Here is a 12,534-nt window from a genome sequence, read left to right as displayed (position 1 = left end):
GCCGATGCGGCAGCCGCCTTGTTGGCCGGTATCCGGGCTGGCAGATCGACCCTTTGCCGCCTTCCCAGGCACCTGTTTCAGGGCGCCCAGTGGCTGGATGGAAAGGGGTGACGCGTTGCGGCGTCGTCTGCTTGACCGTTGCGGGGGCAGCGCAGGCGGCTTCGGCCCCGGGGGACGTCCACTCCTGCTTCCCGTTGAACTGCGCCGTGCGAACCACGCCGCGAGCACCAACGGGCGAGATTTTAGGCCCACGGGGCGCACACGCCACACCGGGTTTGATCACGAGCGGCGCAGGCCCCAGAATCTCGGCCACGTCCGGTGCGCGCCCCGCGCGGTGCGCCGGATGTTCCGAATTCCCGGGAAACTACAATCGCCAACCATGCCCGCCTCCAGCCCCATCGACCAGATCGCCGAGCGTGTGGAACGCCTGCTCGTGCGTCACGAAGAGGTGCAGCGCACCAACGCGCTGCTGCAGGAACAGGTCGATGCGCTCACGCGTGAACGCGACGGCCTGAAGTCGCGGCTCGCCGCGGCCCGCACCCGCCTCGATGCCCTGCTCGAACGGCTGCCGGCCGAACCCCCTTCCGAAGATTCCCATCACGCATGAAGCAGATTGAAGTACAGATCATGGGCCAGAGCTACTTGCTTGGCTGTCCCGACGGCGGCGAGGCGCAACTGCGCGAGGCCGTCGACCGCGTGGACGCGGCCATGTGCAAGATCCGCGACGCGGGCAAGGTGAAGGCACGCGATCGCATCGCCGTGCTCGCCTCGCTGAACCTGGCTTTCGATCTCGCGGCCCAGCAGGCCAGTTCTGCCGCTGCTGCCGCCGCACCGGCCCCTGCTGCTGCACCTGCAACGAGCACCGACGAAACCTCCGGTGACACCGACCCGCAGGCCGCCCAGCTCATTCAGAGACTCGATCAGGCCCTGGCGGGCGATGGACATTTGCTCTGAGGGCACGCGGCCCGGCACATCCGGGGCGTAAAATCCGTTTTGTCTGCAGACGTGTCGGGCTTAATATTTCCTTGTTCCAATGCTCTCCGGAGCCGGGCTTGGTACATCGCTTGACGGGCGTGATCATCTCGCGTCAGATGAACCCGAAGTCCTGCTGCCCTCGCCCACCTGAACCCTGGTTCAGGATGCGGGTCCGGCACACCATCTGCAGACACCTTTTCCCGCCACGGCCCCCTGCTTCACCGCACGGGGCCGTTGCTTTTTCAGCCGCTCGTTCTTTCCCCATCCTCCCGTGAACCTCGCTGCCCTGCTCGACCCGCTCCTGATCGCCGAACTCGCCGCGCTCGGCCTGGGCACCGGTTTCCTCGCCGGCCTGCTGGGCATCGGCGGCGGCATGCTGATGGTGCCGTTCATCACGATCATCATGGGCCAGCGCGGCGTGCCGGCCGACCTGGCGGTGAAGATGGCCATCGCGACCTCGATGGCGACGATCATCTTCACGTCGGTGTCCAGCGTGCGCGCGCACCACAAGCGCGGCGCGGTCCGCTGGGACATCGTGCAGCGCCTGGCCCCCGGCATCGTCATCGGCAGCCTCGCGGGCAGCCTGGGCGTGTTCGCGCTGCTCAAGGGCACGGCGCTGGCCATCTTCTTCGCGCTGTTCGTGGGCTTCTCGGCCACGCAGATGTTCCTCGACAAGAAACCCAAGCCCACGCGGCAGATGCCGGGCACCGGCGGCCAGCTCGCGGCGGGCGGCATCATCGGCTTCATCTCGGGCCTGGTGGGCGCGGGCGGCGGCTTCATCAGCGTGCCGTTCATGACCTGGTGCAACGTGGCCATCCACAACGCGGTGGCAACCAGCGCGGCGCTGGGCTTTCCGATCGCGGTGGCCAACGTGCTGGGCTACGTGCTCAGCGGCCAGTCGGTGCAGGGCCTGCCGGCCGGCGCCTTCGGCTACATCTGGCTGCCCGCGCTCGTGGTGATCGCGGCCTGCAGCGTGTTCACCGCCCCGCTGGGCGCCAGGGCCGCGCACAGCCTGCCGGTGAAAAAACTCAAGCGCGTGTTCGCGAGCATCCTGTACCTGCTGGCCGCCTACATGCTCTGGAAGGGCCTGCGGGGCTGATGCATATCAAACACCCCGTGGCTTTCCTGTGCCATCCTATGCGGCACTTGTTCACAGTCGTAGAAGGAAAGCCATGAAAATCCTCATTGCAGTCGACGGCAGCGCCTACACGCAAAAGGCCCTCAATTACCTGCTGGCCAACCGCGCCATGTTCGTGGACGGCCATGAACTGGTGGTGGTCAATGTCTGCACCGGCATCTCCGGCCACGTGGCGCGCCACCTGAGCAAGGAAATCGTCACCGAGTACTACGCCGAGGAAAACGCCAAGGTGCTCGACCCGGTGAAGGCCTGGTTCGCCGAGAAAGGCGTGGCCAACTTCACCGCCGACGCGCGCCACGGCCACGCGGCCGAGGAAATCCTCAAGTCGGCCACCGAATCGAAGGCCGAGCTGATCGTGCTCGGCACGCACGGCCACGGCATCCTGGGCCGCGCGCTGATGGGCTCGGTCGCGACCAAGGTCGTGGCCGAGACCGACATCTCGGTGCTGCTGGTCCAGTAAGCAGCCCCAGTCACCCCGGCGACGGCCGATGCGCCGTGGCCGCGGTCATTGCGGCGAGCGCTGCTGCCGCCATTCGCGCGGCGAACACCCGAAGCGCTCGCGAAACGCGCGGCTGAAATGCGCCGCGTCGTTGAACCCCCTCCCGTACGCGATCTCTCCCACGGGCCGCCCTGCCAAGCGCGGCTCCAGCAGGTCGCGGCTGCATGCGTCGAGCCGGCGCTCCCAGATGTACTGCGAGGGCGTCAGCGGCTCGCTCTTGAACACGCGGTGGATGTGGCTCACCGACATGCCCAGCTGCGCCGCCAGCGTGCCCACCGACAGCGTCGGATCGGCCAGCTGCTCGTCGATGCGCTGCTTCACGCGCGCGAGGTGGTACGCCGTGAGCTTGCTGAGCGCCGGTGCGTGCGCCGCAGGCAGCGTCTGCAGGCCGGCCACGAGGATGTTCTGCACGCCATGGGCCACCGCCAGCGCCGAGGCCGGCTGCAGCGCGTCGAAGTCCTCGCGCAGCGTGCGGATCATGCCCAACAGCAGGTGCCCCGCGCCCTCGCGCCCTGACACGGTGGTGGCCGTGAGCGCCTCGGTGTCGCGCAGCTCGCTGCGCAGCCGCTCGCCGGGCAGCTTGAGCACGATCTGTTCGAAGGGCTGGTCGAACAGCAGCTGGTAAGGCCGCGTGCTGTCGTACAGCGCGAAGTCGCCGGCGCCGAGCACGGCGTCGCGCCCGTCCTGGCGCACCACGCCCTGCCCGCGCGCCTGGATGCTCACGAGAAAACAGTCGTCGCTCGACGCCGCGATGTGGCCCGGCGTGCGCATCACCTTCTGCGCCCGCGAGGTCACGACCGACATGCCGAGGCCGGGCAGCGCGTGCTGGCGGATGCTGCCCTCGAAGTCGCCGCCGTCGCCGGTGCGCACCGCGTCGCATTCGAGCTGCACGTAGACGTTGCAGATCATGTCGGTCCAGTACGCGAGCCGCTGGTCGCGCGGGACGGCATCGGTGCTGAGCAAGGGGGTCATCGGGGTCCTCGGAAGGCCTTCGCAAGGCACATGCAACGCTGGAACAAGAACGCCGCCAATCCGGGTCAAGGCGTTCCGGCGGCGCGAATTTACGCTTCATGCAACCCGCATGCCACCGCGCAAACCCGGTGCGCACAGTGGGGATTTCGTTACGTTCATCGTCCCCTGGAGAACACCCCATGCCGACCACCGTCCACCCCAAGCTCCGCGTCGCCGCCGTGCAGGCCGCGCCTGTTTTCCTCGACCTCGACGCCACCATCGACAAGACCATCGACCTCATGGCGCAGGCCGCGAAACAGGGCGTGCAGCTCATCGCCTTTCCCGAGACCTGGGTGCCGGGCTACCCGTGGTGGGTCTGGCTCGATTCGCCGGCCTGGGGCATGCAGTTCGTGCAGCGCTACCACGACAACTCGCTGGTCATCGGCTCGCCCGAGTTCGAACGCCTGCAGGCGGCGGCGCGCCAGCACAAGATCTGGCTCTCGCTCGGCTACAGCGAGAAAGCGGCGGGCAGCCTGTACATCGCGCAGGCGCTGATCGACGACCAGGGCCGCACCGTGCAGACGCGTCGCAAGCTCAAGCCCACGCACGTGGAACGCACCGTGTTCGGCGAAGGCGACGGCGCCGACCTGCACGTGGTCCAGACGCCGCTGGGCAACATCGGCTCGCTGTGCTGCTGGGAGCACCTGCAGCCGCTGAGCAAGTACGCGATGTATGCGCAGAACGAGCAGATCCACTGCGGTGCATGGCCGAGCTTTTCGCTCTACCGCGGCGCGGCCTACGCGCTGGGCCATGAGGTCAACAACGCCGCGAGCCAGGTGTATGCAGTCGAGGGCGGCTGCTTCGTCATCGCGCCCTGCGCCACGGTGTCGAAGGCGATGAGCGAGCTGATGTGCACCGACGACGGCAAGCGGCAGATGCTGGGCGTCGGCGGCGGGCATGCGCGCATCTACGGCCCGGACGGTTCGCCACTGGGCACGCCGCTGGCCGAAGACGCCGAAGGCCTGGTGATCGCCGACATCGACCTCGGCATGATCGCGCTCGCCAAGGCGGCGGCCGATCCGAGCGGTCACTATTCACGGCCCGACGTCACACAGCTGCTGCTGAACAAGACGCGGCGCACGCCCGTGGTGGTGCAGCTCACGCCGGAGCCCGAGGGCAGCGTGCCCGAGCCGGTCGTGGCCTGAGCCAACCACGGAGCCGCACCATGGAATCGGCCATCCCCGAGCACCTGCGCTGCCCGCGCACCCGCGAGCGCCGCGTGGCAGACGATCACACGCCACCCTACCCCGGCTGGTCGGCGCGCGCGCCCGTGACGACGACCCAGGTCGTGATGGGCTACTTCGGCGTGCAATCGCGCGGCCCGGCGATGCAGGGCCGGGCCTGCGCCGCGCTCCTGAAAATCACCCGCGACTTCGCCCTGCCCGACGGCCCCGGCCACCACGACCTGGCCCACTGCGTCGACGCCGACGGGTACGACAACATGATCGCCATCGCCTACTGGCACGATGTGGCGGCGTTCGCGCGCTGGTGTGCCACGCCCGCCATCGAGGCCTGGTGGAACGCCGACGAGCGCTTGCATGAAGGCCTCGGCTACTTCCGCGAAATCGCATCCCCGCGTGCTGCGCACTTCGAGACCCTGTTCAGCACGCCCGACCGCCTCGAGGGCATCGGCGTGGTGATGGGCGGTGTGAGCGGCGAACTGCAGGAGCACGGCTACTGGGGGTCGATGCGCGATCGACTCCCGCTCGCGCAGGCAGACGCGCTCGCGCCTTCGGGCACGCGCGCGGTGATCGCCGGCACGCCGGCACCGGGCCAGCGCGTGCGCATCGCGGGCCACACGCACCTCGCGATGATCCGTTCGGGCCAGGAATGGACCGAGACCACCGGCCAGGAACGCCAGCGCTACCTGGAAGACATGGCCCCGGTGCTGCGCGAAGGCATGGACTTCCTGCGCGACCAGGGCCTGCCCATCGGTTGCTACAGCAACCGCTTCATGCACCACCTCGACGCGCACGGCGCGCCGCTGCAGAAGTCCTTCGGCCTGAGCTGCTGGCGCTCGCTGGCCGACATGGAGCGCTGGGCCGAGTCGCACCCGACGCACGTCGCGATCTTCGGCAGCTTCATGCGCTACGTGCAGGCGCTGAACTTCGAGCTGCGCCTGCGCCTGTACCACGAGGTGTCGGTGCTGAAGGCCGACGAGCAAAGCTACGAGTACATCAACTGCCACGCGCGCAGCGGGCTGATGAACGGGCTCGCACCCGCCGCCTGAAGCCCGGGCGCGCGACGGGGCTCAGGCGGCGAACAGCCCCTTGTGCTCCGCGCGCAGCAGCGCCTTCTGCACCTTGCCCATCGTGTTGCGCGGCAGCTCCGGCACGACGAAGCAGCGCTTCGGAATCTTGAAGTTCGCGAGCTTGGCCTTGAGCTCGGCCACGATGGCGTCGGCGTCGATCGTTGCGCCCGTCTTGGGGATCACGATGGCCACGCCCACCTCGCCGAAGTCGGGGTGCGGCACGCCGATGACGGCGCTTTCGGCCACGCCGGCCATCTCGTTGATGTAGCCCTCGATCTCGGCCGGGTAGACGTTGTAGCCGCCGCTGATGATCAAATCTTTGCTGCGCCCGACGATGGTGATGTAGCCGCGCGCATCGATCTTGCCCACGTCACCGGTCTTGAAGAAGCCGTCGGCGGTGAACTCTTCCTTCGTCTTCTCGGGCATGCGCCAGTAGCCGGTGAACACGTTGGGGCCCTTCACCTGGATGCCGCCGATCTCGTCGACCGGCAGGTCCTTGCCCTCGTCGTCGCGCACGCGCAGCTGCACGCCGGGCAATGCGAAGCCCACGGTGCCGCCACGGCGCTCGCCCTTCTTGGCGTCATACGGGTTGGACGTGAGCATGGCGGTCTCGCTCATGCCGTAGCGTTCCAGGATGGTGTGGCCGGTGCGCTCGCGCCATTCATCAAACGTTTCGATGAGCAGCGGCGCCGAGCCCGCGACGAACAGGCGCATGGTGCGCACCGCCTCGCGCGTGAGGCCCGGCTCGGCCAGCAGGCGCACGTAGAGCGTGGGCACGCCCATGAACACGGTGGCCTCGGGCAGCTTGGCGACGATGCGCTTGGGGTCGAACTTCGAGAACCAGATGATCTTGCTGCCGTTGAGCAGCGCACCGTGCAGCGCCACGAACAGGCCGTGCACGTGGAAGATCGGCAGCGCGTGGATCAGCACGTCGCCCTTCGTCCAGCCCCAGTAGTCCTTGAGCACTTCGGCGTTCGACAGCAGGTTGCGGTGCGTGAGCATCGCGCCCTTGCTGCGGCCGGTGGTGCCGCTGGTGTACAGGATGGCGGCGAGGTCGTCGGGCTTCTTGATGGCCACGGTGTGGCGGTCGCTGCAGCGCGCCGCCGCGTCGAGCAGCGTGCCGGTGCGGTCGTCGTCCAGCGTGAACACATGGCGCGTGCCGGCCGCCTCGGCGATGGGGCGCACCCAGGCCGCGTTGCGGCCGGTGCACACGACCACGGCGGGCTCGGCGTTGCCGATGAAGTACTCGATCTCGGCGCTCTGGTAGGCCGTGTTAAGCGGCAAGAACACGTAGCCCGCGCGCAGGGTCGCGAGGTACAGCAGCATGGCTTCGACCGATTTCTCGACCTGCACGGCGACGCGCGCGCCCTTCTCGAGCTTCAGGCCGTCGAGCAGGTTGGCGATCATCGCGCTGGCGCGGTCGAGGTCGCGCCACGAGTAATGCAGGCCGTTCTCGGTCTCGACCGCGATGGCGTCGAGGTCGGCGGGAAAGGCGGCGCGCAAGGCGGCGAACAGGTTGGCGTTGGGGGAGGACTTCGTCTTCATCATCTTCGTCATCATCAAACGGCAGGCTCAGGAAGGTCGGAAATTCGGAGGGCGCTTGCCCAGGAAGGCATCGATGCCTTCGCGGTGCTCGGCGCTGTCGGCATAGTCGTACGCGGTGGCCAGCAGCTGCTGCGTCGCCGCACCGCCGCGCTTCAATGCGGTGAAGGTGGCCTTGTGCAGGCGCGCGGCTTGCGGCGACAGCGCGGCAATGCGCGCCGCATGCGCCTGCGCGGCGGCCGGCACCTCGGCGTCGGGCAGCACATGCAGCAGAAAGCCCGCGTCGTACAGCCGCTGCGCGCCATGCACGCCGGCGGCCAGCAGCATGTCGCGCGCCAGCACGTCGCCGATGGCACCATGCACCAGCGCGGCTTCGCGCGGCGCCATCGGGAAGCCCAGCTTCGCGATGGGCGCGCCGAACTTCGCCGACGCACCGGCCAGGCGGATGTCGCAGCAGCTGGCGATCTCGACGCCGGCGCCCATGCAGGCGCCTTCGATCTGGGCCACCAGCGGCAGCGGGCAGTCGAGCATCGCCTGCAGCGCGGCCCAGACTTCGTTCTCGTGGAATTCGCGCAGGCTCGCTTCCTCGAAGCGGAACGAGGGGTACTCGGAGATGTCGCCGCCCGCGCAGAAGGCGCCGCCCTCCCCGCGCACGACGACGCAGCGCAGCGCGGTGTCGCCGTGCAGGTCGTCGAACACCGCGCGCAACGCGCGCCACATGGCGCGCGTCATCGCATTGAGGCGCCCCGGGTTCGACAGCGTGACGAGCGCCACGGCGCCTTCGCGGCGCAGCGAGACCTGCCGCTCGGTCATTCGAGCTTGGCGCCCGAGGCCTTCACGACGGTCGCCCATCGCTTGATCTCGGCGTTGACGAAGCGGCCGTAGGCGGCGTTCGTGACGTTCGGGATCTCGGAGCCGTTCTGGGCCCAGATGGCCTTCAGCTCGTCGGTGCCCAGCGCCTTCTTCATCGTGTCGATGATCTGCGTCTGCGCTTCGGCCGGCGTGCCCTTGGGCGCCCACAGGCCGTACCAGGTGGTGACGGTGTAGTCGGGCAGCCCGACCTCGGCGGCGCAGGGCACGTCGGGGAACGCCGGGTTGCGCTTGGCGCCGGCCACCATGAGCGCCTTGATGCGGCCGCCCTTGATGTGCTGCGCCGAAGAACCCAGGCCGTCGAACATCAGGTCGACGTTGCCCGCGATCAGGTCGGACAGCGCCGGGCCCGCGCCGCGGTACGGGATGTGGGTGATGAAGGTGCCGGTCTGCAGCTTGAACAGTTCGCCCGCCAGGTGGTGCGAGGTGCCCGAGCCGGCCGAACCGTAGTTGAGCTTGCCGGGGTTGCGCTTGGCGGTGGCAATCAGCTCCTGGATGGTCGCGGCCTGCACCCGCTTCGGGTTGACCACCACCACCTGCGGCACGTTGGCCAGCAGCATCAGGGGCACGAAGTCTTTCTCGAGGTCGTAGTCGAGCTTGGGGTAGATCGACGGTGCGATCGCGTGGTGCACCGCGCCCATGAAGAGCGAGTAGCCGTCGGCCGGCAGCTTGGCCGCGATGCTCGCGCCCACGGTGCCGCCCGCGCCGCCGCGGTTGTCGATGACCAGCGTCTGGCCCGCCGCGCGGGAGAACTGGGCCGACAGCGGACGCGCGAAGGCGTCGGTGCCTCCGCCGGCCGGGAACGGCACCACCATGGTCACGGGCTTGGTCGGCCAGCCCTGGGCGCGCGCACCGCCGCACAGGGCCACGGCCCCGGCAGCGGCGGCGACGCGCAGCACATCGCGTCGTTGAAAATTCTGTTGCGTCATCTGTCTCGTCTCCTGTCGTCGTCGTTGTGGATGTTGCCGCCCTCCGGCGGTCAAGGTGCGGGCCGCAGCGCTGCCGCGGCGAAGCGAACGGACTCAGCCTTTTTTGAGGAACAGGCCTTCGATGTCTCCCGAAACCGCGATCTTGCCGTCGGCCAGCCAGGTGCGATGCCGGTCCAGGCGCTTGAGGTCGTACAGGTAGTTGACCATGAGGCCGTACGACTGCTTGAGCCCCTTGGCCGACGGGTCGCCCGCCCAGTTGAGCCGCTCGACGCGCGCGCCGTTGCCCAGGTGGAAGCGCGCCACCGGGTCGGCCGGCGTGCCGTCGACCAGCGTGCGGCCCAGGTACTCGGCCGTGACCTGCAGCAGCCATTGGCGCAGCGGCGATTTCGCGTCGAGTTCTGTTGCTGCATCAACCGCTGCCAGCAGGCGCTCGGCCGTGGGCGGCACCGAGCCGACGAGGCGGCCGAGTTCGGCTTCGCGCTTCTCGTCCAGGCGCGGCAGCAGTTCGCCGGCGTTCTTGGCGAGCCACGCGCGCAGGCCCGGAATGGGCGACAGCGTGGCGAAGGTCTTCAGGCGCGGCAGCTCGTCCTGCAGGGTCTCGACCACGCGCTTGATGAGCGAGTCACCGAAGCTCACGCCGCGCAGGCCGGTTTGCGTGTTGCTGATCGAATAGAAGATCGCGGTGGTCGCCTTGGCTGGCTGCACCGGCACGGCGGCCTCGTCGAGCAGCGGCATGATGCCTTCGCTGATGCGGTCGACCAGCGCCACCTCGACGAAGATGAGCGGCTCGTTCGGCAGGCGCGGATGGAAGAAGCCGTAGCAGCGGCGGTCGCTGTCGTCCAGGCGGTTCTTCACGTCGGACCAGCTCTTGATGTCGTGCACCGCCTCGTAGCGGATGAGCTTCTCGATCAGCGAGGCCGGCGAGTTCCAGTCGATGCGGCGCAGTTCGAGAAAGGCCACGTCGAACCAGGTGGAAAACAGGTGCTCCAACTCGGCCTCGAGCGCGAGCAGGCGCTTGTCGGACTTCAGGCACGGCAGCAGGTCGGCGCGCAGGTCGACCAGAAAGCGCATGCCGCCGGGCTCGACCGCGAAGCGCTGCAGCAGCCGCATGCGCGGCGACACCAGCGCGCGGCGCAGGCGCAGCTCGGCCTGCCCTTCGTCCGGCGTGCCGACGGCGCTCTGGTGCTGGTCGCGCGCGCTCTTGAGCTTGCCCGCGTCGGCGGCGAAATGCTCGCTCATGAGCGCCCAGTAGTCGCGGCGCTCTTCGGGCGAAGCGCCGGCGTAGGCCTGCGCGATGGCATGGGCGCGGCGGCCGCCCTCGACCTCGCTCACGCGCGGATCGATCACGGCCTGCAGCTCGGCCAGCACGCGGCGCAGCGTGCGCGGCGACAGCGCCTCGTCGGCCTTGCGCAGCGTGGCCTGCAGCCGCTCGGCGGTGGTGCGGGCGCTGGGCTTGGGCGTGTGACGGGCCGGGCCTTTCGCGGCGCCGTTGCTCGCCACGGGAACCTTGGACGATTCGCCCATGCGCAGGCGCGCCTGGAACCACTCGGTCGCACTCATCGATCTGCTCCTGTGCCGTTGGCTGGATGGGTGGCGCCTGTCACGGCATCACCCTGGATTTCTGCTGTTGCATCACTTCGCGCAAGGCTTCGCGCTGGCGCGTCATGTGGGTGCGCATGGCGGCATCGGCGCCTTCGCTGTCGCGCGCCTTGAGCGCGGCGAACACGGCCAGGTGCTCCGACAGGCTCTGGTCGAGCCGCCCCGGCGCGTGCAGCTGCTGCAGCCGCGCCAGCTTCAGGATCTTGCGCAGGTCGCCGATCACCTGCGCCAGCCACTTGTTGTCGGCGAGCTTGATGATCGCCTCGTGAATGATGTGGTTGGTGGCGTAGTAGTCGTTGATGCGCCGCGCCTTGGCGTGGCGCACCAGGCGCTCGTGCAGCGCGTCGAGTTCGTTCAGCTCGGCGTCGCTGGCGTTGCGCGCGGCCTCGTAGGCGCAGCGCCCTTCGAGCAACGCGATGACCGGAAAGATTTCGTCGAGATCGCGCTCGGTCACCTCGTTCACGAAGCAGCCGCGGCGCGGCTCGTGGCGCAGCAGGCCTTCGGCCGTGAGCACCTTCAGTGCCTCGCGCAGCGGCGTGCGCGAGATCGACAGCCGCTCGCACAGGGCCACCTCGTCCACGAAGCTGCCGGGCGACAGCGTGCCGTCGAAGATCTGCTCGCGCAGCGTGGCGGCGACTTCGTCGTGGAGGGAATTGGGGACCAGGCGCATGCGTGAAGGACTCGGAAAGTCGGTGGGCGTTTCGCGTAATTTCCTGTAATTACGTATAATTGTGAGTGCATGGTTAACGCAATGCAAGGGCCGCGCCCTGCCCTTGCGGCCCGGAATTACCCTGAGACGGACGAAAAAAAGCGGCGCCCACCCGAAGGTGCTGCGCCGCGTTGTGCGGACGTGCGAAGGGTCAGGCGCGCGCGGTGCTGCCCGTCTTGCCGGCCCGGCCGAACCAGAACCACAGCGCGATGCCACCGATCACCATCGGCACGCTGAGCCACTGCCCCTGGCTCAGGCTGAGCGCGCGCAGGCCCAGGAAATCGTCGGGCTCGCGGAAGTACTCGGCCACGAAGCGCAGCACGCCATAGCCGATGAGGAACACGGCGGCCACCTGGCCCTGCTTGCGCTCCTTGCGCGCATAGAGCCACATCACGACGAACAGCAGCAGCCCTTCGAGCAGGAACTGGTAGACCTGCGACGGATGGCGCGGCAGCATCGAGCCGCTTTGCGGGAACACCATGCCCCAGGGCAGCTCGGGGCTGCTGAAGCGGCCCCACAGCTCGCCATTGATGAAGTTGCCCACGCGGCCCGCGGCCAAGCCGGTCGGCACGCAGGGCGCGACGAAGTCCATCACCTGCCAGAACGGCCGCGCACGCGAGCGCGAGAACCACACCATGGCGCCGACCACGCCGAGCAGGCCGCCATGGAAGCTCATGCCGCCCTGCCACACATAAAGAATCTCGAGCGGGTGCGTGAGGTAGTACTCGGGCTTGTAGAACAGGCAGTAGCCGAGCCGGCCGCCGACGATCACGCCCATGACGCCCAGGAACAGGATGTCCTCGATGTCCTTGCGTTGCCACACGCCGGCCGTGGCCAGCGAGCGGAACGGCTCGTGGTGCAGGCGGCGCGTGCCCAGGAAATAAAACAGCGCGAAGGCCGCCAAGTAGGTCAGGCCGTACCAGTGGATGGCCACCGGCCCCAGCTGCAAGGCGATGGGATTGATCTGCGGATACATGAGCATCCGACGATTGTGCCGTGGCGCAATGACGC

13 protein-coding genes and 1 riboswitch are annotated in these 12,534 nt (G+C 68.5%); of the genes, 6 read left to right on the top strand and 7 right to left on the bottom strand.

What is annotated here, in order from left to right; genetic code table 11:
* Positions 1-6 precede the first annotated feature (6 nt).
* Positions 7-246, bottom strand: a riboswitch (cobalamin riboswitch).
* Between the two features lie 133 nt (positions 247-379).
* The 4 genes from AC1RGU_RS08575 to AC1RGU_RS08560 all read left to right on the top strand — a co-directional run bounded on the left by AC1RGU_RS08575 (position 380) and on the right by AC1RGU_RS08560 (position 2,573).
* Positions 380-607 carry a hypothetical protein gene (locus tag AC1RGU_RS08575; protein ID WP_056581479.1) on the top strand — a complete coding sequence of 76 codons (228 nt, stop codon included), beginning with the start codon at positions 380-382 and terminating at the stop codon, positions 605-607.
* A complete protein-coding gene (locus tag AC1RGU_RS08570) occupies positions 604-954 on the top strand; it encodes a cell division protein ZapA (RefSeq protein ID WP_447743771.1) in 351 nt (116 codons plus the stop codon). Before AC1RGU_RS08575 ends, AC1RGU_RS08570 begins: the two co-directional genes overlap by 4 nt.
* A 292-nt stretch (positions 955-1,246) precedes the next feature.
* Positions 1,247-2,074: a sulfite exporter TauE/SafE family protein gene (locus tag AC1RGU_RS08565; protein ID WP_095745103.1), complete on the top strand. Its 828-nt coding sequence runs from the start codon at positions 1,247-1,249 to the stop codon at positions 2,072-2,074.
* Positions 2,075-2,147: 73 nt separating this feature from the next.
* Complete coding sequence (locus tag AC1RGU_RS08560; protein WP_062480532.1) at positions 2,148-2,573, top strand: universal stress protein; 426 nt, start codon at positions 2,148-2,150, stop codon at positions 2,571-2,573.
* 45 nt (positions 2,574-2,618) lie between these two features.
* On the opposite strand, the gene AC1RGU_RS08555 is transcribed toward AC1RGU_RS08560, so the two are convergent.
* Positions 2,619-3,584: an AraC-like ligand-binding domain-containing protein gene (locus AC1RGU_RS08555; RefSeq protein WP_095745101.1), complete on the bottom strand. Its 966-nt coding sequence runs from the start codon at positions 3,582-3,584 to the stop codon at positions 2,619-2,621.
* Between the two features lie 179 nt (positions 3,585-3,763).
* Between AC1RGU_RS08555 and AC1RGU_RS08550 the strand changes: the two genes are divergently transcribed.
* Together AC1RGU_RS08550 and AC1RGU_RS08545 are read left to right on the top strand one after the other, a co-directional pair.
* The gene (locus AC1RGU_RS08550) at positions 3,764-4,768 is read left to right on the top strand and encodes a carbon-nitrogen hydrolase family protein (protein ID WP_492695968.1); all 1,005 of its coding nucleotides are present in this window, start codon (positions 3,764-3,766) and stop codon (positions 4,766-4,768) included.
* A 20-nt stretch (positions 4,769-4,788) separates the two neighbouring features.
* Entirely contained in the window at positions 4,789-5,853 is a 1,065-nt protein-coding gene (locus AC1RGU_RS08545) for a phenylacetaldoxime dehydratase family protein (RefSeq protein ID WP_492695966.1), read from the top strand.
* A gap of 21 nt (positions 5,854-5,874) precedes the next feature.
* Here AC1RGU_RS08545 and AC1RGU_RS08540 read toward each other — a convergent pair whose 3' ends face one another.
* The 6 genes from AC1RGU_RS08540 to lgt form a co-directional block, all read right to left on the bottom strand.
* Positions 5,875-7,419, bottom strand: a complete 1,545-nt coding sequence (locus AC1RGU_RS08540; protein ID WP_492695965.1) for a malonate--CoA ligase — start codon at positions 7,417-7,419, stop codon at positions 5,875-5,877.
* Positions 7,420-7,446: 27 nt separating this feature from the next.
* Positions 7,447-8,229, bottom strand: a complete 783-nt coding sequence (locus AC1RGU_RS08535) for an enoyl-CoA hydratase/isomerase family protein (RefSeq protein ID WP_492695963.1) — start codon at positions 8,227-8,229, stop codon at positions 7,447-7,449.
* The gene (locus tag AC1RGU_RS08530; protein ID WP_369632652.1) at positions 8,226-9,215 is read right to left on the bottom strand and encodes a Bug family tripartite tricarboxylate transporter substrate binding protein; all 990 of its coding nucleotides are present in this window, start codon (positions 9,213-9,215) and stop codon (positions 8,226-8,228) included. The genes AC1RGU_RS08535 and AC1RGU_RS08530 overlap by 4 nt, the downstream gene beginning before the upstream one ends.
* Positions 9,216-9,308: 93 nt before the next feature.
* On the bottom strand, positions 9,309-10,775 hold the full coding sequence (locus AC1RGU_RS08525; RefSeq protein WP_492695960.1) for a malonyl-CoA decarboxylase: 1,467 nt from the start codon (positions 10,773-10,775) through the stop codon (positions 9,309-9,311).
* Positions 10,776-10,815: 40 nt separating this feature from the next.
* On the bottom strand, positions 10,816-11,484 hold the full coding sequence (locus AC1RGU_RS08520) for a GntR family transcriptional regulator (RefSeq protein ID WP_062480546.1): 669 nt from the start codon (positions 11,482-11,484) through the stop codon (positions 10,816-10,818).
* 190 nt (positions 11,485-11,674) lie between these two features.
* Positions 11,675-12,505, bottom strand: coding sequence for a prolipoprotein diacylglyceryl transferase (gene lgt, locus AC1RGU_RS08515; RefSeq protein WP_492695958.1), 831 nt, complete (start codon positions 12,503-12,505; stop codon positions 11,675-11,677).
* Positions 12,506-12,534: the final 29 nt, after the last annotated feature.

This window comes from Variovorax sp. GW823-FHT02B07 (genome assembly GCF_058797695.1).
This window is presented reverse-complemented; position numbering and strand designations above follow the sequence as displayed.

What these genes read in the sequence shown, in the direction of transcription:
- AC1RGU_RS08575 (WP_056581479.1), top strand. Translation starts at nt 380, where the DNA reads ATGCCCGCCTCCAGCCCCATCGACCAGATCGCCGAGCGTGTGGAACGC.
- AC1RGU_RS08570 (WP_447743771.1), top strand. Translation starts at nt 604, where the DNA reads ATGAAGCAGATTGAAGTACAGATCATGGGCCAGAGCTACTTGCTTGGC.
- AC1RGU_RS08560 (WP_062480532.1), top strand. Translation starts at nt 2,148, where the DNA reads ATGAAAATCCTCATTGCAGTCGACGGCAGCGCCTACACGCAAAAGGCC.
- AC1RGU_RS08555 (WP_095745101.1), bottom strand. Translation starts at nt 3,584, where the DNA reads ATGACCCCCTTGCTCAGCACCGATGCCGTCCCGCGCGACCAGCGGCTC.
- AC1RGU_RS08550 (WP_492695968.1), top strand. Translation starts at nt 3,764, where the DNA reads ATGCCGACCACCGTCCACCCCAAGCTCCGCGTCGCCGCCGTGCAGGCC.
- AC1RGU_RS08545 (WP_492695966.1), top strand. Translation starts at nt 4,789, where the DNA reads ATGGAATCGGCCATCCCCGAGCACCTGCGCTGCCCGCGCACCCGCGAG.
- AC1RGU_RS08540 (WP_492695965.1), bottom strand. Translation starts at nt 7,419, where the DNA reads ATGAAGACGAAGTCCTCCCCCAACGCCAACCTGTTCGCCGCCTTGCGC.
- AC1RGU_RS08535 (WP_492695963.1), bottom strand. Translation starts at nt 8,229, where the DNA reads ATGACCGAGCGGCAGGTCTCGCTGCGCCGCGAAGGCGCCGTGGCGCTC.
- AC1RGU_RS08530 (WP_369632652.1), bottom strand. Translation starts at nt 9,215, where the DNA reads ATGACGCAACAGAATTTTCAACGACGCGATGTGCTGCGCGTCGCCGCC.
- AC1RGU_RS08525 (WP_492695960.1), bottom strand. Translation starts at nt 10,775, where the DNA reads ATGAGTGCGACCGAGTGGTTCCAGGCGCGCCTGCGCATGGGCGAATCG.
- AC1RGU_RS08520 (WP_062480546.1), bottom strand. Translation starts at nt 11,484, where the DNA reads ATGCGCCTGGTCCCCAATTCCCTCCACGACGAAGTCGCCGCCACGCTG.
- lgt (WP_492695958.1), bottom strand. Translation starts at nt 12,505, where the DNA reads ATGCTCATGTATCCGCAGATCAATCCCATCGCCTTGCAGCTGGGGCCG.